The following is a 21363-nucleotide window of genomic DNA, read 5'->3' as shown; positions in this document are numbered from 1 at the left end:
GTGGGGGCGCACACGGTATCAGTCTTCCTCATGCCGCGGTTTGTAGGCCTCGACCAGTTTCTGCTGCACCGTGCCCGGCACCGGCTCGTAGTGGCTGAAGTCCAGCGAATAGCGCCCGCGTCCGGCGGTCACCGACTTGAGTTCGGCCGCATAGCCCTCCAGCTCCGACAGCGGCACCTGCGCGCGCACCACGATCTCGCCGCCGCGCAGGCTGTCGGTGCCGTTGATGCGCGCGCGCTTGCTGGCCAGCCCGCCGCTGATGTCGCCCATGTGCTGCTCCGGCGCGTTGACCTCCAGGTCGACGATGGGTTCGAGCACTTGTGGACGGGCCTTGCCGATCGCATCGAGGAACGCCTTCTTGCCGGCGGCGACGAAGGCCACTTCCTTGCTGTCGACGCTGTGGTACTTGCCGTCGTAGACCACTACCCGCACGTCCTGGATCGGATAGCCGGCGACGGCGCCGTCGTGCAGCACCTGGCGCACGCCTTTCTCGACCGCTGGCAGGAACTGGCCGGGAATGGTGCCGCCCTTGACCTCGTCGACGAACTCGAAACCGCCGCCGCGCGGCAACGGCTCGATCCGCAGGAACACCTCGCCGAACTGGCCGGCGCCGCCGGTCTGCTTCTTGTGCCGGTGATGGCCGTCGGCCTTGCCGGCGACGGTCTCGCGGTAGGCGATGCGCGGCGGGCGCGACTGCACTTCCACGCCGTACTTGTCCTTGAGCCGGTCCAGGTTGATGCGTAGGTGCAGGTCGGACAGGCCGCGGACCACGGTTTCGTTGGTCTCGGTCTCGTGCTCGACGTGGAAGCAGGGGTCTTCCTCGGCGAGCTTGTGCAACGCGTTGGACAGCTTCTGCTCCTGGCCCTTGCTCGCCGCTTCCACCGCCAGGCCGAACATCGGCCGCGGGAAATTCAGCGGGGCCAGGTGGATGTGGTCCTCGTCGTGGCTGTCGTGCAGCACCGCGTCGAAATGCAGCTCGTCGACCTTGGCCACCGCGGCGATGTCGCCCGGCACCGCCTGCTCGATCTCGACATGGTCCTTGCCCTTGAGCTTGAACAGATGCCCGACCTTGAACGGTTTCTTGCCGTCGTCGACGAACAGCTGGGTGTCCTTCCTGACCGTGCCCTGGTAGACGCGGAACACCCCGAGCTTGCCGACGAAGGGATCGTTGACGATCTTGAACACGTCGGCGATGACGTGCGCCTTGGGGTCGGGCGTGGCCGCGATCGGCTGCGCATCCTCGCCGACGCCCTTGGCGAACGGCGGCGGATTGGCCTCGCCCGGGTGCGGGAACAGCCGCTCGGCGGTGTCCAGCAATTCGGCGATGCCCGCGCCGCTGCGCGCCGAGCAGAACAGCACCGGCACCAGATGGCCTTCGCGCAGGCATTGCTCGAACGCGTCGTGCAGCTCCTGCCCGGACAGGCCGCCTTCGCCGAGGTCGAGGTAATGCTCCATCACCGTCTCGTTGATCTCGACCACCTGGTCGATGATCTTCTGATGCCATTCGCCGACCGCGCCCAGGTCGCTGTCGCCGCCGGCGTTGCCGAAGCAATCGACCACCCGCTTGCCGCCGTCGGCGGGCAGGTTCAGCGGCAGGCATTCGGCGCCGAAGGTCTCGCGGATGTCGCTCAACACCCGTGCGACGTCGGCGCCGTCGTGATCGATCTTGTTGACCACGATCGCCCGGCACAGCCCGCGCGCCTTGGCGTGGTCCATCATCCGCCGGGTGCCGTATTGCACGCCCGTGTCGGCATCGACGACCACTGCGAGGGTTTCCACCGCCGCCAGCGCGGACAGGGTGGGGCCGCGGAAATCCGGGTAGCCGGGGGTGTCGATGAGGTTGAGGTGGACGAGCGGATTCGGCGCGGTGCCGTGATCGATGCTGGCGATCGCGCAATCCAGCGAATGCCCGCGCTGTTTTTCGATCGGATCGAAGTCGGACACGGTGCTGCCGCGTTCGATCGTGCCTGCCGTCTGGACTGCGCCGCCGGCGTGCAGCAGGGCTTCGAACAGCGTGGTTTTGCCGGCGCCGGGGTGGCCTGCCAAGGCCACGTTGCGGATTTGTTCTGTGCTGTAGGACATGAGCGGACTTCTCCCTGAGGCTAGGGTCGGAAGGCCGTCATGGCTGTCCGCGCTGCGCGCCCGAGCGTGGCGCTCGGCGGGCGGTCATGGCGGGCCGGCGGGGGCCGGGAGGACAGGCTCGCGCAGCGCGCCGGGTGGGTCAAGTGGCGGCGGCGATAGCGTGTGCTGGGTCGCGGTTGGCGTGTTGCGGCGCGGCATGGAGCGTGGAGCGAGGAGTGAGCGTGGAGGAGCGAGGAGCGAGCGGAAAGCGGTCCGCCGTTCTTGCTCACTCCTCGCTCCTTTGCGCTCACTCCTCATTCTTAACCTGCCAGGCGCTACGCTACCCGCCCCCACCAACGGAGCCGCACACCATGGGTATCTCGCGTCACGCCACCGCGCATTGGGAAGGCGATCTCAAGAACGGGCAGGGCCGCCTGAGCACGCCGCAAAGCGGGCTGCTGGACAACACCCGCTATGGCTTCAACAGCCGCTTCGGCGAAGAGAAGGGCACCAATCCCGAGGAACTCATCGCCGCCGCGCACGCCGGCTGCTTCACCATGGCGCTGTCGGCCAAGCTCACCGAGGCCGGGCATCCGCCGGTCAGCCTGGACACCCGCGCCGAAGTCGATCTGTCGATGGAAGGCGGGCCGTCGCTGTCGCAGATCCGGCTCAAGGTGAAAGCGCAGGTGCCGGGGATCGATGCGGCCAAGTTCCAGGCCATCGCCGAGGACGCCAAGGCCAATTGCCCGGTGTCGAAGGCGCTCAGCGCGGTGCCGGTGAGCCTGGAAGCCGTGCTGGCCTGACGGCCGGTCCGGGCATGTGGTCGTGAACCTTCCGCGGCCGCTGCGACGGCGGCGCCAACCGTGACGCGTGTAGAGACAGGCGCGGGCGCAGTCGCCGAAACCGGAGGACGTCGAGCGCAGCCGCAGTCGGCGCTCGGCGATTTCCGGCTCCGAGGGCGGCGCCGGCGCCGCGGCCATCGCGGCCCGCGCCGCTGCTACAGTCGCTGCGCCCAACAACGTCGCCGCGCATGTCCGAGCCGCCCGCCATCCGCCACGCTTTGCTGATCCACGGCGCCGGCGCCGGCGGTTGGGAATGGAACCTGTGGTGCGAGGTCTTCGCCGCGCGCGGCATCCCCGCGCACGCGCCCGACCTGCAACCCTCGCCTGCCGGCCTGGAAGCGACCACGCTGGACGACTACCGCGAGCAGGTGCGCGCCGCCCTGGCCGCGCTGCCGCGTCCGCGCGCCGCGGTCGGCGCCAGCCTCGGCGGCTTGTTGGCGTGGCTGTGCGGCGATCTCGCCGACGCATTGGTGTTGGTCAATCCGCTGCCGCCGCTGCCGTGGGCGGCCGAGCACCCGGCGCGCGACTGGCCGGCGCGGGTGCCGTGGCGGCGCGAGGCGAGCCTGGCGTCGACCCGCCGCGCCATGCCCGACGCCGACGAGGCCGCCGCGCTGTATGCGCTGCGGCGCTGGCGCGACGAATCCGGCGCCGCGTTGCGCCAGGCCCAGGCCGGGATCGCGGCGCCGGTGCCGGCCTGCCGGATGCTGTGCATCGCCAGCCACGGCGATACCGATGTCGATCCGCAACGCAGCGCACGGTTCGCCGCCGCGGTCGGCGCGAGCCTGATCGCCTTGCCGGGCAGTCACGTCGGTCCGCTGCTGGGCCGCGAGGCCGCGCGCGCCGCGATCCATGCCGCGGATTGGTTGCGCGCACCGGCGCCGGACGGGCAGTCTGTCGGCGAGGTGAACGTTGTTTTGACGCCAGGCTAACGCCCGGCCGCATTCAGCCCGGGTTGACCGCCCCGGCCCGACGATCCGTTTCGCGCCATTCCGGCGCCTGGGAGCCCCGTCATGAACCGCTCGCTCGTCACCGTCCTGGGCCTGGCCCTGGCCGCCGCCACCGGCATCGCCTCGGCGCAGTCGTATCCGTCCGGTTCGGGCAATTATTCGGGCGGTTACGACAACGGCTCGCCGAGCTACAGCTCGCAGGTCGACTTCGCCCGGGTGGTCCGGGTCGACCCCGTGTTCGAGACCTATTCCTCCCAGCCCGCCAGCGCGCCGCGCTGCTACGAGCGCCCGACCTACGTCCAGGGCGACGGCTATTACAACGACGGCTACAGCAACGGCAACGGCGGCTACAACGACGGCTACACCGACCAGTACGGCAGCCAGCGCCGCAGCGCCGGCACCGAGGGCGGCCGCACCGCCGCGACCGTGGTCGGCGGCATCGTCGGCGCGGTGCTCGGCAGCAAGGTCGGCGGCGGCAGCGCGCGCTACGCGACCTCGGCGATCGGCTCGATGGTCGGCGGCATGGCCGGCCGCAGCATCTACGAACAGAGCAAGCGCAGCCAGGAACCGCCGCGCACCGGCACGGTGCGGGTCTGCGATCCGGTGCCGGCCAACGGCTACGGCAACAGCTACGCCAACGAGCGTTCGGTGACCGCGTACGACGTCACCTACGAATACGCCGGCAAGACCTACCGCACCCGCACCGACCACAACCCGGGCGACCGCATCCGCGTGCGCGTGGACGTGCGTCCGGACTGAGCGCGACGCTCGAATCGACGCACAGGCGGCGCAGGAACGGGGCGCCGCCCGCGCCGGTGGGACGCCGGGGCCGCGAGGCTCCGGCGTCTTTCGTTTGCGCCGCGCGCATTCATCCGCGGCCGCGCAGCGCGACTAGACCATGGTCGTAACGCCGCGCGCGCATCCGATCGTCTAGCCTGCGGCTGCCGGCCCCGGGAGACGTCCGCATGCGTTACGAGGAGTTCCACCGCCGTTCGATCGAACAGCCCGAGGCGTTCTGGGCCGAACAGGCCCGCGCGATCCATTGGCGCACGCCGCCGCAGCGCATCCTCGACTATTCCAACCCGCCGTTCCGGCAGTGGTTCGCCGGCGGCGAAACCAATCTTTGCTACAACGCGCTCGACCGCCACCTCGACGAGCGCGGCGACCAGCTCGCGCTGGTGACGGTCTCCAGCGAGACCGGGCGGACCCGCGAGCTGACCTATCGCGACGTGCATCGCGAGGTCAACGTGTTCGCCGCCGCGATCCGCGCGCTCGGCGTCGGCCGCGGCGACCGCGTGGTGATCTACATGCCGAACATGGCCGAGGCGGTGTTCGCGATGCTGGCTTGCGCGCGCATCGGCGCGGTGCATTCGGTGGTGTTCGGCGGTTTCGCCGCGCACAACCTGGCGCTGCGCATCGACGACGCCACGCCCAAGCTGCTGATCTGCGCCGACGCCGGCATGCGCGGCGGCAAGGTGATCGCCTACAAACCGCTGGTCGATGCCGCCTGCGAAGAGGCGCAGTCGCCGCCGCCGCACGTGCTGGTCGTCAGCCGCGGGCTCGACCCGGATCTCGCCCTGGTGCCCGGCCGCGACGTCGATTACGCCGAACTGCGCAAGCGGCACGAAGGCGCCCAGGTCGAAGTCGAATGGCTCGAATCCAACGAGCCCAGCTATCTGCTCTACACCTCCGGCACCACCGGCAAGCCCAAGGGCGTGCAGCGCGACGTCGGCGGCTACGCGGTCGCGCTGGCGCTGTCGATGTGGTCGATCTACGACGTCCGCGCCGGCCAGGTGATGTTCTCGACCTCCGACGTGGGCTGGGCGGTCGGCCATTCCTACAACGTCTACGGCCCGCTGATCGCCGGCGCGACCTCGGTGCTGTACGAAGGGCTGCCGACCAATCCCGATCCCGGCGTGTGGTGGAGCATCTGCGAGCGCTACGGCGTGCGCACGATGTTCTCTTCGCCGACCGGCATCCGCGTGCTCAAGAAGCAGGACGCGGCGTGGCTGAAGAAGCACGATCTGTCGAAGCTGCATTGGCTGTTCCTCGCCGGCGAGCCGCTCGACGAGCCGACCGCGCAGTGGATCACCGACGGCATCGGCAAGCCGATCATCGACAACTACTGGCAGACCGAGACCGGCTGGCCGGTGCTGTCGCTGATGCCGGGGCTCGAGCTCAAGCCGGTCAAGTTCGGCTCGCCCGGCCTGCCGACGCCGGGCTACCACCTGCGGGTGATCGACGAGGCCAGCGGCCGCGACGTCGGGCCGGGCGAGAAGGGCGTGCTGGCGATCGTGCCGCCGCTGCCGCCGGGCTGCCTGACCACGGTGTGGAACGACGACGCGCGCTTCCTCGACAGCTATTTCGGCCATTTCAAGGAACTGCTGTACAGCTCGCTGGACTGGGCGATCCGCGACGACGACGGCTACGCCTTCATCCTCGGCCGCACCGACGATGTGATCAACGTCGCCGGCCATCGCCTGGGCACGCGCGAGATCGAGGAGTCGGTGGCCAGCCACGCCAGCGTCGCCGAAGCGGCGGTGATCGGCGTGCGCGACGAACTCAAGGGCCAGGTGCCGGTGGTGTTCGCCACGCTCAAGGCCGGCGGCGAGCAGGACCCGCGCGCGGTCGCGGCGGGCATGCAGGACTGCGTGGTGCGCCAGCTCGGCGCGGTGGCGCGCCCGGCGCGGGTGTACGTGGTCGGCGCGCTGCCCAAGACCCGTTCGGGCAAATTGTTGCGGCGCTCGATCCAGGCCCTGGCCGAGAGCCGCGATCCCGGCGATCTGTCGACGCTGGACGATCCCGGCGCGTTGGAGGAGGTGCGCCGCGCGCTCGAACGCGGCGCCGATGCGGGCGGTTGAGCGCAACTTTCGTGCGCGCCAGCGTGAACGCGAGCCAAAGCGTTCGTCCGCGCAACATCGGCATTGACGCCATTTTTCTGCGCCGGCGTTAGCATCGCGGCAACGGGCGGGCTGCGACCCGCCCTCGATCCAGCGAGGCCGCAATGCAGTACACCAGCCCTTCCGCCACGGCCGCATCGGAATCCGAGCACGGCCCGGCGCACCGCCTCGACACGCACGGTAGCGACGCGGGCGCTCCTGGCTGGGATGCCATCAACCACGCCTTGAACCGCGTCTATCCGCGCCAGTCGCCGTGGCATTCCAGCGCGCCGGCCGGCGACGCCGCGCCGTTGCCGGGCATCAGCGCGTACAAGCGCATCACACCGTTGCCGCACTGGCATTTCGTCACTTACGGTTTCAGCGAGCTGTTCGACAAGCGCAGCGACGACGCCGAGATCAGCGGCTACGGCTTCGAACTGACTTTCCGCCTGGCCAATCCCGACGACGCCGACGAGCCGCCGCGCTGGGCGTTGAACTTCCTGCAGAACCTGGCGCGGTACGTGTTCGAAAGCGGGCACGGCTTCCACGCCGGCCACTATCTCAGCGCCGGCGGGCCGATCGCCGCCGACAGCGACAGCGCGATCCGCGCGCTGGCCTTCGTCCACGACCCGGAACTGGCGCCGATCGACAGCGGCAACGGCCGGGTCGAGTTCCTGCAGATCGTCGGCCTCACCAACGAGGAGGAGTTCGCGCTCAAGCGTTGGTCCACGCTCAAGGTGCTGGAGGTCTTCCACGACTACCTGCCGCTGTGGATCACCGACCTGGAGCGCGGCTCGCTGCTGGCCGATCCCGAGATCGCCGCGCGCCTGGCCGGAGGTTCGGCGCGCGAGGGCTCCTCGGTGGGCACGATCTACGCCGATCACGTGGACTGGGAGCAGCGCAAGCGCTTGCTGCGCGCGCCGACCACGGTGCTGTCGCTGAGCGCGCGCCAGGTCGGCGAACTGCTGGCGCTGCTGCCGCTGCGGCTGCCGTTCGGCAACGCCTTCGGCGTGGTCGGGCCCGAGCGCAGGGCGGTGTTCGAGCCGGCCGTGCGCGGCAACGAGGCCGAGGTCGCCGACGGTGCGCTGCATCTGCGCCTGGACGAGCGGGCGGTGCGCAGCCTGGTGTCGCGGCTGCGGGCGCAGGCGGGGATCTACGAAGTGGACGGGTTCGCGGCCCTGCAGGTGCAGGTGCGGTGAGGGCGGTGCAGGTCTGAGCGGAAGGCGTCGGGCCTGAAGGCCCTCCCACAGAAGCCGCGGCCTTCATGAGAGGACCGCCCCGGCTTTTGTGGGAGGGCCTTCAGGCCCGATGCTTTTGTGCCCGATCGCCGCTGTTCCCAACCGGCTTTGCGCATTCAGTCGGATGGCGCCGCGGCCCCGCCGTACCCCGGCGTCATCGGCCGGTCCGCGCCGCGGGTTAAAATGCCCGGATCGCCCCGATCGGGCCACCCGGAGTCAGACAGATGTCCCAGCTCTCCGCCGGCGCCAAGTTCCGCGCCGCGCTCGCCGCCGAATCGCCGCTGCAGGTGATGGGCGCGATCACCGCCTATGCCGGCCTGATGGCCAAGCGCACCGGCTACAAGGCCCTGTACCTGTCCGGCGGCGGCGTCGCCGCCAATTCGCTGGGCATGCCGGACCTGGGCATCAGCACCATGGAGGACGTGCTGACCGACGCGCGCCGCATCGTCGACGCCACCGGCATGCCGCTGCTGGTCGACATCGATACCGGCTGGGGCGGGGCGTTCAACATCGGCCGCACCATCCGCAACTTCGAGCGCATCGGCGTGGCCGCCGTGCACATGGAAGACCAGGTCGGGCAGAAGCGTTGCGGCCACCGTCCGGGCAAGGAAGTGGTCAGCAAGGACGAGATGGTCGACCGGGTCAAGGCCGCGGTCGACGGCCGCACCGACGATCAGTTCGTGATCATGGCGCGCACCGACGCGGCCGCGGTCGAGGGCATCGACTCGGCGATCGAGCGCGCGGTCGCCTACGTCGAGGCCGGCGCCGACATGATCTTCCCCGAAGCGATGAAGACGCTGGACGACTACCGCCGCTTCAAGGCCGCGGTGAAGGTGCCGATCCTGGCCAACCTGACCGAATTCGGCTCGACCCCGTTCTTCACCACCGACGAACTGCGCGAGGCGGGCGTCGACATCGCCCTGTACTGCTGCGGCGCGTACCGGGCGATGAACAAGGCTGCGCTGAACTTCTACGAGACCGTGCGCCGCGAAGGCACCCAGAAGAACATCGTCGACACCTTGCAGACCCGCGCCGACCTGTACGACTTCCTCGGCTACCACGAATACGAAGACAAGCTGGACCGCCTGTTCGCGCAGAACAAATAACCAGGAGTTCCGATGAGCGACAACGCTACCCAAGTCCTTCCCAAGGCCAAGAAATCCGTCGCCCTCAGCGGCACCGCCGCGGGCAACACCGCGCTGTGCACGGTCGGCCGCAGCGGCAACGACCTGCACTACCGCGGCTACGACATCCACGACCTGGCGACCAAGTCGACCTTCGAGGAGGTCTCGCACCTGCTGGTCCACGGCGTGCTGCCGACCGCCTCGCAGCTCAAGGCCTACAAGACCAAGCTCAAGCGCCTGCGCGGCCTGCCGGCGATCGTCACCGACGCGCTGGAGCTGGTGCCGGCCAACGCCCACCCGATGGACGTGCTGCGCACCGGCTGCTCGGTGCTCGGCACGGTGTTGCCCGAGCGCGAAGGCCATCCGGCCAGCGAGGCGCGCGACATCGCCGACCGCCTGATCGCCAGCTTCGGCTCGATGCTGCTGTACTGGTGGCACTTCACCCGCAACGGCCGCCGCATCGAGTGCGAGACCGACGACGACTCGGTCGCCGCGCATTTCCTGCACCTGCTGCACGGCGAGCCGCCGAGCCAACTGCTGGCCGATTCGCTCGACAAGTCGCTGATCCTCTACGCCGAGCACGAGTTCAACGCGTCGACCTTCACCGCCCGCGTCATCGCCGGCACCGGCTCGGACCTGCATTCGTGCATCACCGGTGCGATCGGCGCGCTGCGCGGCCCCAAGCACGGCGGCGCCAACGAAGTGGCGATGGACATCATCTCGCGCTACAACAGCGCCGATGAAGCCGAGACCGACATCCGCGCGCGGGTGGAACGCAAGGAGATCGTGATCGGCTTCGGCCACCCGGTCTATACCGTCGGCGATCCGCGCAACCCGATCATCAAGGAGATCTCGCGCGCGCTGTGCAAGGACGGCGGCAACCAGGTCCTGTTCGACGTCAGCGAGCGCATCGAGACGCTGATGTGGGACATGAAGAAGATGTTCCCGAACCTGGATTGGTACTCGGCCTCGGCCTATCACATGATGGGCATCCCGACGCCGATGTTCACCCCGCTGTTCGTGATCGCGCGCACCACCGGCTGGAGCGCGCACGTGATCGAGCAGCGCGAGGACGGCAAGATCATCCGCCCGAGCGCCAACTACACCGGTCCGGAAGATCGCGAGTACGTGCCGATCGAAAAGCGCTGAGCGAGCGCCGCCGGGCGGCGTAAACGCAAGACGCCGCGGAACGAGGCCAGGCGCGAGCCTGGCCTTTTTCGTGCGCGCTCGGTTCGCGGTCCGCTTGCGCCTATCGTCGAATGCGACACAGAAACGTCATGGAGTGCGATGGCATAGTCCGGTGCCGGCCGGCACCATGGTGGTGCCGGCCGGTGCGTGGACGTCGCGGGCCGGCCGCACGTCGCGAGGGGCGGCGGCGCGGCAAGGATCGAGCAAGAGGAGACGCCATGCGCGACAGCGACGTTCCGGTAAAGACCAACGAAGGCCGCGACGAGATCGAACACCGCACGCGCAAGTTGCCGCCGATGCTGCGTTCGATCCTGTTGATCGTCGACGGCGAGCGCAGCGCGCGCCATCTGCGCGAACTGGCGGTCAGCCTGCACGGCCCGGCCGATGCGCTGGAGCAACTGGAACAGCTGGGATTGATCGCGTCCTCGGCCGCGGTCGCGGCGAGTCTGGCCGCGACGCCGCGGGCGCCCGCGGCCGCATCGAGCGCCGGCGCCGCCGCGCCGACGCCGGCCGCGTCGGCTTCGCCGCAGCGGTATCAGGCGCTGTACGCGCTCATGAGCGAGGCGGTGCGCGAGCACCTGGGCCTGCGCGGCTATTTCCTGCAGCTCAAGATCGAGCGCTGCGCGAACAGCGACGAACTCGCGGCGCTGTTGCCGGAGTTGAGCGCGGCCTTGGCGAAGGTGCGCAAGGACGAAGTGGCCGCGCGGATCGAAGCGCAGTTCGCCGCCGGCGCCTGATCGGGCACGGCGGCCGCGTCGCGGCGCGAACGCGGCGAACGGCTTGCGTACCGATGCGCGCACGGCCATCGCAGCGACGCGCCGCCCCGACGAGCGCGCATAAAAAAACTCCCGCCGCGCAACGCGCGGGCGGGAGTTCGGTCGCGCCTTGAGCTTACGCCAGGCCTTCGGCCTTCAGCGCGGCCTGCACGCCGGCGTCGTCCTGCATGCGCTGCTTGAACGCGGCCAGGTGCGCGTAGCCGGACAGATCGACCTTCACCGCATCGGCCCAGCGCAGGGTGATGTAGAGATACGGATCGGCGTAGCTGCGGAAGCCGGCGAGCCATTCGCGATCGGCCAGGCGCCGATCGGCGGCGGCATACATCTTGCGCAGGCGCTCGCGCGCGGTCTGGCGCACGACGTCGGCTTGCGCAGGATCGGGATGGAAGGCGCCCGGCGCGAAGATCGGTACGAACGCCGGATGGATGTCGGAGTTGCAGAACGCGAGCCAGCGCGCGGCTTCGGCGCGCTGCTGCGCGCTGCCGTCGCCGGCCAGCTGCGCTTGCGGGAAGGTGTCGGCGATGTAGCCCATGATCGCCGCGTTCTGTGTCAGCACGAACTCGCCGTCGACCACCGCCGGTACCGCGCCGGCCGGATTGATCGCCAGATACGCCGGCGCCTTCATCGTGTCCTTGTCGAGGATCTCGACTTCGAACGCGCCGCCGGTCCATTGCAGGGCGATGTGGTCGGCGGTGGAACACGCGCCGGGCTTGCTGTAGAGCTTCATGGTGTGGCGACCCCTCGGGTGGTGAGCCGGCGACTATCGCCGCTCCAGGGGGACATGCTCAAGCAAGCCGGTGCAACGGTGCGTTACGGCGCGCCGAGAGCCGGGCCTCGGCGCCAGCGACGGCACCGGCTATTGCGGTGCTCGACTGCCGATGTCCGACTCGCGATCGCGGCGACGCCGCGCCTCAGCCGCGTCGCGGCTTGAGCGCCTGCACCTTGTAGAACGTGTGATCGCCGATCGTCGCCACCTGGTAGGCGTTGCGCCACGAGGGGCTGGCGATCGCGTGCGCGGCGAAGTGGCTCGCACCGGGCACGATCTCCTTGCGCTGACCGGCCGGCAGGGCCCAGTTGCGCTCCGCGGCCAGGGCCACGTTGACCGACTCGGCCCAGGCTTCGGAATTGCTCAGGCGCGTGCCCGGCGAGACCAGGGTCGGGGCGAATTGCTTGTTGGCGGTGACGACCTCGCACACGGTGTCGCCCCAGATGCCGCTGTCGCGGCGGCGCAGGGCCACCTCGGCGACGGCTTGCTGGCCGCGTTGGGACTGGTCGCGGGCTTCCAGGTAGACGGTGGTGCTCAAACACAGCGAGTCGGCGGTCTGCGGCGGAAGCACGGAGGCCAGCCACAATATCCAAGCCAGTTTCATATCGGACTCCTTGCTCCGTTGCGTCGGCCGCACTGGACCGCCGATCCCCCGCGATGGAGGAAAGCGACAGCGGTGAGGCCGACATGGCGTACTGGGGAGGGCAGCGGCTCTAGCGGCGCGCTTTTGCCCCGTCACCGGGACCGGGGGCGAATGGGCGCCCGGGGCGGTGGTGGGTGCCGCCTCTGCAGGGGGCGGCGGAAAAGTCGGCGAACGGTAGCGACGCGAATCCAAACCGACACTGAACGGCAAAATCCAAGTTTCTAATTTGGTTGGAGTTTTTATTCTGAACAGGCGCTAGGTGCTTGGTTCTGAAAGGCTTTGTCCCGGCACGAAGCGTGCCCACGTCGTCTCACCCTTGTGTGAGCGAGCCGGTTCAGCAAAGTGGGGGAGGGGTGTTTGGCGTCTCCGGGCGGCGGTGGACTCCGCTCGGGGTGGGATTTTGGGCGGCGACGGTCAAGCCAACCCCACCGATTGGGGTAAGCGGTCACAGACAGCCCTACAGAATCCGGTCGGGGTGGGGTTTCGACCCGCCGCGGGGTCGCGGACTTGCCCTGTAGGAGCGACGCGAGTCGCGACCGCGACAACGCAACCACGATGAAAGCTTCGGCGCAGGTGCGTTGTCGCAGTCGCGACTCGCATCGCTCCTACAGACAGGAAATCCACACATACATATATATGTGTGGATGCGCGGCTCAGAGCTGCGCCGCGAGCCGGCTCGCCTGGGCGATCGCGCGCTTGGCGTCGAGTTCGGCGGCGACGTCGGCGCCGCCGATCACGTGCACCGGCTTACCGCTGCCGGCCAGCGCCTCGGCCAGCGGCTTGTACGGCTCCTGGCCGGCGCAGACCACCACCTGGTCGACCGGCAGCACCTGTTCGCTGCCGTCGACGCGGATGTGGAAGCCCTCGTCGTCGACGCCGACATATTCGACCCCGCCGAGCATGCGTACCTGCTTGGTCTTCAGGGTCGCGCGATGGATCCAGCCGGTGGTCTTGCCGAGCTTCGCCCCAGGCTTGCCGGCGCTGCGCTGCAGCAGCCAGACCTGCCGCGCCGGCGGTTCCGGCCGCGGCGCGGCCAGGCCGCCGCGGTTGTCGGCGTAGTCCAGGTCCACGCCCCACTCGGCGCGCCATTGCGCCGGGTCGGGGTAATGCGGGGCGTCGTCGCCGGAGTGCGGACCGGCGTGGACCAGGAATTCGGCGACGTCGAAGCCGATGCCGCCGGCGCCGACGATCGCCACGCGCGCGCCGGGCACGACCCGGCCCTGCAGCACGTCGAGGTAACTCACGACCTTGGCGTGGTCGCTGCCGGGAAACTCGACCTGGCGCGGGCGGATGCCGGTGGCCAGCACGATCTCGTCGAAGCCGGCCAGCGCGGCCGCGTCGGCGTCGGTGTTCAGGCGCAGCTCGACCCCGGTCTGCTCGATCCGGCCGGCGAAGTAGCGCAGGGTTTCGTAGAACTCCTCCTTGCCGGGAATCCGCTTGGCCAGGTTGAACTGGCCGCCGATGCGCGCGGCCCGGTCGAACAAGGCGACCTGGTGCCCGCGTTCGGCCGCGACCGTGGCGCAGGCCATGCCGGCCGGGCCGGCGCCGACCACGGCGATGCGCTTGGGCGCGGTGGTCGGGTGGTAGTTCAGCTCGGTCTCGGCGCAGGCGCGCGGGTTGACCAGGCAGCTGGCGTGCTTGTTCTCGAACACGTGGTCCAGGCAGGCCTGGTTGCAGCCGATGCAGGTGTTGATGTCGGCGGCGCGGCGGTTGCGCGCCTTGTTGACCCATTCCGGGTCGGCCAGCAGCGGCCGCGCCATCGACACCATGTCGGCGTCGCCTTCGGCCAGGATGCGCTCGGCCACGTCGGGCATGTTGATCCGGTTGGTGGTCACCAACGGCAGCCGGACTTCTTCCTTCAGCCGACCGGTAATGCCGGTGAACGCGCCGCGCGGCACCGAGGTGGCGATGGTCGGCACCCGCGCCTCGTGCCAGCCGATGCCGGTGTTGATGAGCGTCGCGCCGGCGGCTTCGATGGCGCGGGCCTGGGCGATGACCTCGCTCCAGGTCGAGCCGTCCTCGACCAGATCGATCATCGACAGCCGGTAGACGATGATGAAGTCCGGGCCGCAGGCCTCGCGGATGCGGCGCACGATCTCGACGCTGAAGCGATAGCGCTGCGCCGCCTCGCCGCCCCAGCCGTCGCGGCGCTTGTTGGTGCGCGGCACGGTGAACTGGTTCAGCAGATAGCCTTCCGAGCCCATCACCTCGACCCCGTCGTAGCCGGCCTCGCGCGCCAGCCGCGCCGAATTCACGAACGCCTTGATCTGCCGCTCGACCCCGCCGGCCGACAGCGCGCGCGGGGTGAACGGGTTGATCGGCGCCTTGAGCTTGCTCGGCGCGACTTGCAGCGGGTGATAGCCGTAGCGGCCGGCGTGCAGGATCTGCATGCAGATGCGGCCGCCGTGCGCGTGCACGGCGCGGGTCACCTGCTTGTGCTTGCCGGCTTCCCACGGCCAGCTGAGCTTGCCGCCGAACGGCTTGAGCCAGCCGACGATGTTGGGGGCGAAACCGCCGGTGACGATCAGGCCGACCCCGCCGGCCGCGCGTTCGGCGAAATAGGCGGCCAGCTTGGGGAAGTCGGCGGCCTTGTCCTCCAGCCCGGTGTGCATCGAGCCCATCAGCACCCGGTTGGGCAGGGTGCAGAAGCCCAGGTCCAGCGGCGCGAACAGGTGCGGGTAGAGCGGATGCGCAGCGGCGGAGGCGGCCGCCTCGGCGGGCGCGGCGGAGGCGGGAGCGGTCGGGGCGGCCGTGGTCATTGCTGGCTGGATACGCTGGCGTATGGATTGCGCACGATGCCGGGAAAAGCCCTGGAATTCAAGCGGGAAACCACGGTTCTGGCGGGCGCGTGCGCGGTTTCGCCGGAGCCGTCCGGCACTTTCGCAGCGCAGCGCGTGCAAACCGCGCGAAGACAGGCACGCCGGCGCCGCCGCCGCAACGGTTGTCACGCCCCGCCGCATCGCCGAACATGCCCGACCCCCCGTAGTCCGCCTTACATGGACGCAGCCGCCGAAACCAGCCTCCAGGACTACCTGCGCGCCGACATCGTCGCCGCCGACCTACCCGACCTGCAGCCCCTGCTGGGCGCGCGCGACCTGCTGCGCGCCTTTTCCACCCTGTTCCACGGCGGCGAAGAGTCGGTGATGGTGCGGCTGCTGGTGCTGCGCGCCATCGGCGAGCGTGGCCAGGCGCCGGACTGGAGCCCGCAGGAACTGCGCGAACACTTCGCCTACCTCGACCCGGTCAAGTTCGACACCGTGATCGGCCGCCTGCGCGACAACGACCTGCTGTTGTGGGACGTGCAGACCCAGCGCTACCGCATCAGCCCGGCCGGGCGCCAGGCGCTGGCGGCGATCGGGATGCTGCTGCAGTTCAACCGCGAAGGCGACGAACTGGCCTACGTGACCGCGCAGATCGCCGCCGGCCAAGCCGTCGGCCGGGTGCGTTCGGACGATCTGCAGCACCTGTTGTCGCGCTTGAACGAACTGCGCGAAGACTTCGACCAGGCGGTGCTGTCGGGGTCCGAACACCGCATCCAGCGCGCCGCCGGCACCTTGCAGCACGCGTGGCGCTGGATCGAAAAAGGCACCCAGATCGTCGAGGACATCTCCGCCGACCTGGAACTGGACAGCCACACCCACCGCGTCGCCCAGCAGATCGGCCGCGCCCAGAGCGCGATGCTGCGCCAGGCCTCGGTGTTCCAGCGCGCGTTGAGCCAGCTCGACCGCCATCGCGTGCACCTGGGCGCGAGCGGCTTGTCCTCGTCCGACGTCAACCGCTACCTGCGCGAACTCGACATCGATTCGCTCGCCGGCATCGCCGACGACCTGCTGACCCGCACCGCGATCCCGGCCTTCATGCTCGCGCCGATCGCGCTGGACGTGGCCGAGTACGAACTGGTCGAACGCGAGCGCGAAGCGCGCGAGGACCAGTCGCTGCCGCCGGCGCAGGCCGCGCCGAGCGCGGAAGGCTCGCCCGCGGCGGCGACCGACTTCGGCTACGCCGAAAACTGGCTCGACCAGCTCACCGCGCTGGCCGTCGGCGCGCCCGCGGACGACGCCTCGCTGCCGTCGGCGCCGCTGTCGGCGGTGGTGCCGCACGACAATTTCTCGCTCAGCGCTTATCGCCTGTCGCTGCTCGGCTTGATCGGCGACCCCGGCGCGGAGAACCGCGAAGGCGTCAGCGCGTCGATGGCGCGGCTGCCGTTGGCGTGGCGGGTCGAGCCGGAATTCGAAACCATCGGCCATTCCGGCGTGGCCTACATGAGCCGCGGCCGGCTCGACGCGCTGAGCGAGGAAGACCTGCTGCGCGCGCGCCAGCCGCGCAAGCGCAAGGCCGCGGCGGAACCGGACGGCGAAGCCGCCGCTGCAGGCGAAGCCGCGCCGCGCAAGCGCGCGCGCGCCGGCAAGGGCGCCACCGGCAACAGCGCCGCCGCCGACAACGAAAACGACGACAAGAAGACCGCCTCCGACGACGCCGCGCCCAAGCGGCGCGGCAAGAAAGCGGCCAAGGACACCGTACCCACCGCATGAACGATCCCATCGCTTCCCTGATCGCGCGACTGCTGGCCGAACGCTGGCTGTCGCGCGACGATGCCGCCGTCCGCGAACTGCTGACCGACGCCGAACTGCGCAACGACCTCGACCGCCGCCTGGCCTCGGTCGGCATGCGCCTGCTCGAACATCCCTACGCCGCGCACATCGCGGTCGGCATCGCCCGGCCGCAGGAGTCGGCGGTGTTCGGCAGCGCCAAGGCCTGGTCTTCGACCAACCTGCAGCTCGACCGCGACGCCGTCGCCTTGCTGGTGGTGCTGTGGGCGCTGCTGGTGCTGCCCAAGCGCCAGCGCCAGATCGCCCGGCAGAAGGCCGACCGCGACCAGGACCAGGAGCAGATGTTCGCCGAGCTCAAGCCGGTGCCGGTCGGCGCCGAGGTGGTCGAGCCGATCAACGAACGCACGCTGATGGCCGACTTCGGCGAGAAGCTCGGCGGCAAGACCCGGATCCAGTTCAACCTGGGTTCGCTGGCGCGGCAGGGCTTCATCGTGCGGCGCAAGGAGCGCATCCACGAAGGGCCGATGCTGGACCTGGCGTTCGATTACGAACGCATCGCCGGACGGGTGATGGACGGCGCGCTGTCGTTCGTGGTCGCCGAAGCGCGCCAGCACGCGCTGGAGATGGCCGAGCGCGAAGCGGCCGACGCCTTGCTCGAAAGCGAAAGCGAGCGCGCGACCGCGGCCGAGCTGGCCGACGCGGCGCTGGCCGCGGCGGGTTTGCAGGCCGACGACTACGACGCGTTCCAGGCCGCGATCGAGGCGGTCGAAAGCGTCGTGGCGGCGGATGCGGACGAGGCGAACGCGGACGAAGCGCTGCCGGAAGCGGTCGCGGCCGAAACCGATGCCGTCGCCGACGATGGCGCAGACGCCGCGCATGCCGACGCGAGCGAAAATGAAACCGCCGACGCAGGCGGCGCCGCAGCGGACGAACCCGTACCGCAAGACGACCCCGTTCCACCCGAAGACATGAAGCACGAGGAGGCCGCGGCCGATGTTTGAGTTCCGCTCGCTCGAAGTCGTGCACTGGGACTATTGGCAGCGTTTCCAGCTGCCGCTGGACGCGTCCATCGTCACCGTGGTCGGGCCCAACGGCTCGGGCAAGACCACCTTGCTCGACGCGTTGCGCACCCTGCTGGCGATCGAAGACCGCGACACCGCGCGCGACTACAAGACCTACCTGCGCCACAACGGCAAGCCGTACGCGTGGCTGCGCGCGGTGGTCAGCAACAGTCCCGACCGCCGCGGCGGCCGGCCGTTCTTTCCGATCAAGGACGACCACGTCACCCTGGCCTGCCGCATCCGCAAGCGCGGCGGCGACTGGAGCCGCGATTACCAGATCGTCGGCGGCGACGTGCCGGTGGAAACGCTGGAGCAGGGCGGCGACTGGCTCGGCGTGCGCGACTACCGCGTGCGCCTGGCCGGCGCCGGCCTGACCCGCGCGATCTGCCGGGTGCTGACCCTGGAGCAGGGCGCCACCGACAAGCTCTGCCAGTACTCGCCGCGCGAGTTGTTGCAGCTGATCTTCGACGTGTTCGAAGACAAGGCGGTGCTCGACGACTACCAGCGCGCGCGCACCGAGCAGTTCGATGTCGAAAAGGAACTGCAGCAGCTCGGCCAGGACCTGGCCGGCCTGCACCTGCGCCTGGAATCGGCCAAGGCCGACGTGCGCTCGTTCGAGGACTACAACGCGTTGCGCAACCAGCGCCAGCGCCTGGAAACCGAGATCGCGCCGAAGGTCGAGCTGGCCGACCAGCGCAACGCCATCGAAGGCGCCAAGCCGCGCCTGACCGGCCTGCGCCGCGCGCTGCGCGAGCGCGAGCGCATGCTCGACGAGATGCAGCGCGAGGACGCCATCGCCTCCGGCGGCCGCGAGACCCTGGTCGAAGCCATGCGCGAGGCGCGCCGTCAGGTCGCCGCCAGCGAACAATCCTTCACCCAGGCGCGCGACGCCGCGCGCGACGCCGAGATGCTGGTCAAGCGCCGCGACGAACTGGCCAAGCTGCAGGCGCAGCGCGGCGAAGTCGATGTGGATTCGCTCAGCGCCGCGGTCGAGACCGGCCGCCGCCGCCAGGCCGAACTGAAGCTGGAAGCCGAGCGCGACCGCAAGCGCGCCGGCGAACTGGCCGCGCAGCTGGCCGCGCTCAGCGGCGGCGGGCGCATCGTCGAACCGTTCGAACGCGATTTCCGCGGCAGCCTGCTCAAGGCCAACATCGATCATCACGTGCTGACCGAGCTGGTCGAGATCGTCGATCCGCAGTGGTCGGTCGCGGTCGAAGCGGTGCTGGCGCCGTACCGGCATCTGTTGGTGCTGGAAAACCCGAAGGACGCGCGCACCGCGTGGCAGCTCGGCGAAAGCCAGCAGTACCGCCACTTCATCGTCGCCGAGCGCGCGCCGGTGCCCAAGCCCAGCGCGGGTTCGCTGCTGGAAGTGGTGCGCTTCTCGGCCGATCCGCCGGCATGGCTGCCGCGCCAGCTCGACCGCATCCGCCGGGTGACCGACATCGAGCACGGCTCGCGCCTGCCGGCGCAGCAGGACTGGATCACCCAGAAGGGCTATCTGCGCGAAAGCCGCGGCGGCCGCCACATCGGCGGCAACCAGCAGCACTTCGGCAGCGGCGCGCGCCAGTCGCAACTGGCCGAGCTGCGCGCCGAGCAGGAAACCATCGCCCAGCGCGCGCAGGCGCGCGAGGCCGAGCTGCGGGAACTGAGCCAGCGCGTGGACGCCGACCAGTCGCGCCTGCTCGGGCTGGATGCGACCCAGGAACTGGTGACCCGCGCCGGCGAGTTCGCCGCCGCGGCCGAGCGCCTGCCGGAACTGGCCGAAACCGCCGCCGCCGCCGCCGCGGCGCTGGCCGAAGCGCGCGCGCGCATCGATGCGGCCGGCGACCAGGACAAGGCCGAGGGCATCGCCGCGGCCAAGCGCCAGGGCCAGATCGACGCGCTGGCGCGCGAACTGCGCGAACGCGGCTCGCAGATCAACGGCGAGCGCCAGAGCCTGATCCAGCGCATCGTCGATTACCGGCGCAAGCGCGCGCTCATGCCCGAGTCCTGGCGCACCGCGGCCGCGCTGCACGCCGCTCGTGAGGAATACGAAAGCGCCTCGGCGGTGCGTCGAGAGATGGAGCGCATCGACGATCGCCTGGAGCGCGGCGGCTTCGTCGTCGACGAGTCCTGCGTGCCGTTGCGCGACAAGATCGGCGCCGACCACGACGAACTGGCCAGTTCGATCATGCGCCGCGAAGGCCATCTCGACCGCGCCAAGCGGCTCACCGAGGAAGCGCGAGGCGCCTACATCAACGTGCTGCGCGCGACCGTGCGCCGCTACAAGAAGAACCTCGCCGCGCTCGGCGAACTGGCCGGCATCGGCGTCGACGCCGACATGCCGGAGCTGGCCAACAACGACGTCGCGCTGGCCCAGGCCGGCCTGTCGGTGCGCTTCGACTTCGACCGCAAGGGCTGGATCGGCCTCGACGACGGCGAAGCGTCGGGCGGCCAGCAGGTGATGAAGTCGTTGCTGCTGCTGGTGGCGCTGCTGCGCGACGAGGACCAGCCGGGCGGCTTCGTGTTCATCGACGAACCGTTCGCGCACCTGGACGTGTTCAACATCGAGAAGGTCGGCCGCTTCCTGCGCGCCACCGACGCGCAGTACATCCTGACCACGCCGATCACCCACAACCTCAACGTGTTCGACCCCTCCGACCTGGTGCTGACCACCAGCAAGCGCCGCGGCGGCAACGCCTGGGCCGAGCCGGTGGCGGTGCTCAAGCGCCAGGTCGAAAAGGCGGCGTAAGTGGGGTGTCCCCCTGTAGGAGCGGCGCGAGCCGCGACCGCGACAGCGCAATCATGACGAAAGCAGCGGCGTAGTTGCGTTGTCGCGGTCGCGGCTCGCGCCGCTCCTACAGGGGCCGTCGATGGCCCGTCGGATCGTGGGGAATGGAACGATAAATCCCACCGCGCACGCGGCCCACCGCTTGACTCCCGCCGCGCCGCCCCTACGATATGCACACGCAACACCCACCCCTTTCCTCAGGCCGCCCCGTCATGCAGCGCTTCCCGCTCCTGATATCGCTGAACGCCCTGCGCGCGAGCGCGGGCCGGGTGCGCCTGCCTCCTGCGATCTTGGCTTCGCGGTCGAACTGACCCGCGTCGTCCGAAGTCGTACGAAACAAGCACCCGCCCGGGTGCTTTTTTATTGCCCGCTTTTCGACCGGCCGGCCGTGAGCGCCGGCCTTTCCCCTCATCGCAACACCCGGAAAACCAAGGAGAACGTGTCGTGAATACCACGGAAGACACCCAAGCCTAGCCGCGCATCCCGCAGCCAACCGGGACGCGCGGCGACCCTGACGT

16 protein-coding genes are annotated in these 21363 nt (G+C 69.8%); 11 read left to right on the top strand and 5 right to left on the bottom strand.

Annotated features, from left to right (window positions below; translation table 11 throughout):
- Nucleotides 1-18 precede the first annotated feature (18 nt).
- Nucleotides 19-2082 carry an elongation factor G gene (gene fusA / locus JHW41_RS18500; protein WP_250444308.1) on the bottom strand — a complete coding sequence of 688 codons (2064 nt, stop codon included), beginning with the start codon at nucleotides 2080-2082 and terminating at the stop codon, nucleotides 19-21.
- 350 nt (nucleotides 2083-2432) lie between these two features.
- On the opposite strand from fusA, the gene JHW41_RS18495 reads away from it, so the two are divergent.
- From JHW41_RS18495 to JHW41_RS18475, 5 genes are all read left to right on the top strand, one after another.
- Nucleotides 2433-2864 (top strand): OsmC family protein, encoded by a 432-nt coding sequence (locus JHW41_RS18495; RefSeq protein ID WP_250444306.1) that lies wholly within the window; start codon nucleotides 2433-2435, stop codon nucleotides 2862-2864.
- A gap of 227 nt (nucleotides 2865-3091) precedes the next feature.
- On the top strand, nucleotides 3092-3832 hold the full coding sequence (locus JHW41_RS18490; protein WP_250444304.1) for an alpha/beta hydrolase: 741 nt from the start codon (nucleotides 3092-3094) through the stop codon (nucleotides 3830-3832).
- An 81-nt stretch (nucleotides 3833-3913) separates the two neighbouring features.
- Nucleotides 3914-4609: a glycine zipper 2TM domain-containing protein gene (locus tag JHW41_RS18485; protein WP_057946659.1), complete on the top strand. Its 696-nt coding sequence runs from the start codon at nucleotides 3914-3916 to the stop codon at nucleotides 4607-4609.
- A 206-nt stretch (nucleotides 4610-4815) separates the two neighbouring features.
- On the top strand, nucleotides 4816-6711 hold the full coding sequence (prpE, locus tag JHW41_RS18480) for a propionate--CoA ligase (RefSeq protein ID WP_250444302.1): 1896 nt from the start codon (nucleotides 4816-4818) through the stop codon (nucleotides 6709-6711).
- A 143-nt stretch (nucleotides 6712-6854) separates the two neighbouring features.
- Nucleotides 6855-7928: a suppressor of fused domain protein gene (locus JHW41_RS18475; protein ID WP_250444300.1), complete on the top strand. Its 1074-nt coding sequence runs from the start codon at nucleotides 6855-6857 to the stop codon at nucleotides 7926-7928.
- Nucleotides 7929-7991: 63 nt separating this feature from the next.
- On the opposite strand, the gene JHW41_RS27375 is transcribed toward JHW41_RS18475, so the two are convergent.
- Nucleotides 7992-8177: a DUF6053 domain-containing protein gene (locus JHW41_RS27375; RefSeq protein WP_428995398.1), complete on the bottom strand. Its 186-nt coding sequence runs from the start codon at nucleotides 8175-8177 to the stop codon at nucleotides 7992-7994.
- A 14-nt stretch (nucleotides 8178-8191) separates the two neighbouring features.
- On the opposite strand from JHW41_RS27375, the gene prpB reads away from it, so the two are divergent.
- From prpB to JHW41_RS18460, 3 genes are all read left to right on the top strand, one after another.
- Nucleotides 8192-9073, top strand: coding sequence for a methylisocitrate lyase (prpB, locus tag JHW41_RS18470; RefSeq protein WP_057946661.1), 882 nt, complete (start codon nucleotides 8192-8194; stop codon nucleotides 9071-9073).
- A gap of 12 nt (nucleotides 9074-9085) precedes the next feature.
- A complete protein-coding gene (prpC, locus tag JHW41_RS18465) occupies nucleotides 9086-10240 on the top strand; it encodes a bifunctional 2-methylcitrate synthase/citrate synthase (protein WP_250444298.1) in 1155 nt (384 codons plus the stop codon).
- Nucleotides 10241-10497: 257 nt separating this feature from the next.
- Nucleotides 10498-11016, top strand: coding sequence for a hypothetical protein (locus tag JHW41_RS18460; protein ID WP_078998793.1), 519 nt, complete (start codon nucleotides 10498-10500; stop codon nucleotides 11014-11016).
- Between the two features lie 154 nt (nucleotides 11017-11170).
- On the opposite strand, the gene JHW41_RS18455 is transcribed toward JHW41_RS18460, so the two are convergent.
- From JHW41_RS18455 to JHW41_RS18445, 3 genes are all read right to left on the bottom strand, one after another.
- The gene (locus JHW41_RS18455) at nucleotides 11171-11782 is read right to left on the bottom strand and encodes a glutathione S-transferase N-terminal domain-containing protein (RefSeq protein WP_078998796.1); all 612 of its coding nucleotides are present in this window, start codon (nucleotides 11780-11782) and stop codon (nucleotides 11171-11173) included.
- 184 nt (nucleotides 11783-11966) lie between these two features.
- Complete coding sequence (locus JHW41_RS18450; RefSeq protein ID WP_057946665.1) at nucleotides 11967-12425, bottom strand: cell wall hydrolase; 459 nt, start codon at nucleotides 12423-12425, stop codon at nucleotides 11967-11969.
- A 692-nt stretch (nucleotides 12426-13117) separates the two neighbouring features.
- A complete protein-coding gene (locus tag JHW41_RS18445; RefSeq protein WP_250444296.1) occupies nucleotides 13118-15223 on the bottom strand; it encodes an NADPH-dependent 2,4-dienoyl-CoA reductase in 2106 nt (701 codons plus the stop codon).
- Between the two features lie 237 nt (nucleotides 15224-15460).
- Between JHW41_RS18445 and JHW41_RS18440 the strand changes: the two genes are divergently transcribed.
- Genes JHW41_RS18440 through JHW41_RS18430 form a run of 3 tightly spaced genes read left to right on the top strand, consistent with a single transcriptional unit; the run spans nucleotide 15461 to nucleotide 20806 of the window.
- Complete coding sequence (locus JHW41_RS18440; protein ID WP_250444294.1) at nucleotides 15461-16996, top strand: hypothetical protein; 1536 nt, start codon at nucleotides 15461-15463, stop codon at nucleotides 16994-16996.
- Entirely contained in the window at nucleotides 16993-18015 is a 1023-nt protein-coding gene (locus JHW41_RS18435) for a hypothetical protein (RefSeq protein ID WP_250444292.1), read from the top strand. Before JHW41_RS18440 ends, JHW41_RS18435 begins: the two co-directional genes overlap by 4 nt.
- Nucleotides 18008-20806, top strand: a complete 2799-nt coding sequence (locus JHW41_RS18430) for an AAA family ATPase (protein WP_250444290.1) — start codon at nucleotides 18008-18010, stop codon at nucleotides 20804-20806. Before JHW41_RS18435 ends, JHW41_RS18430 begins: the two co-directional genes overlap by 8 nt.
- The last annotated feature ends 557 nt before the right edge of the window (nucleotides 20807-21363 follow it).

It is taken from the genome of Lysobacter enzymogenes, from assembly GCF_023617245.1.
GTDB lineage: Bacteria > Pseudomonadota > Gammaproteobacteria > Xanthomonadales > Xanthomonadaceae > Lysobacter > Lysobacter yananisis.
This window is presented reverse-complemented; position numbering and strand designations above follow the sequence as displayed.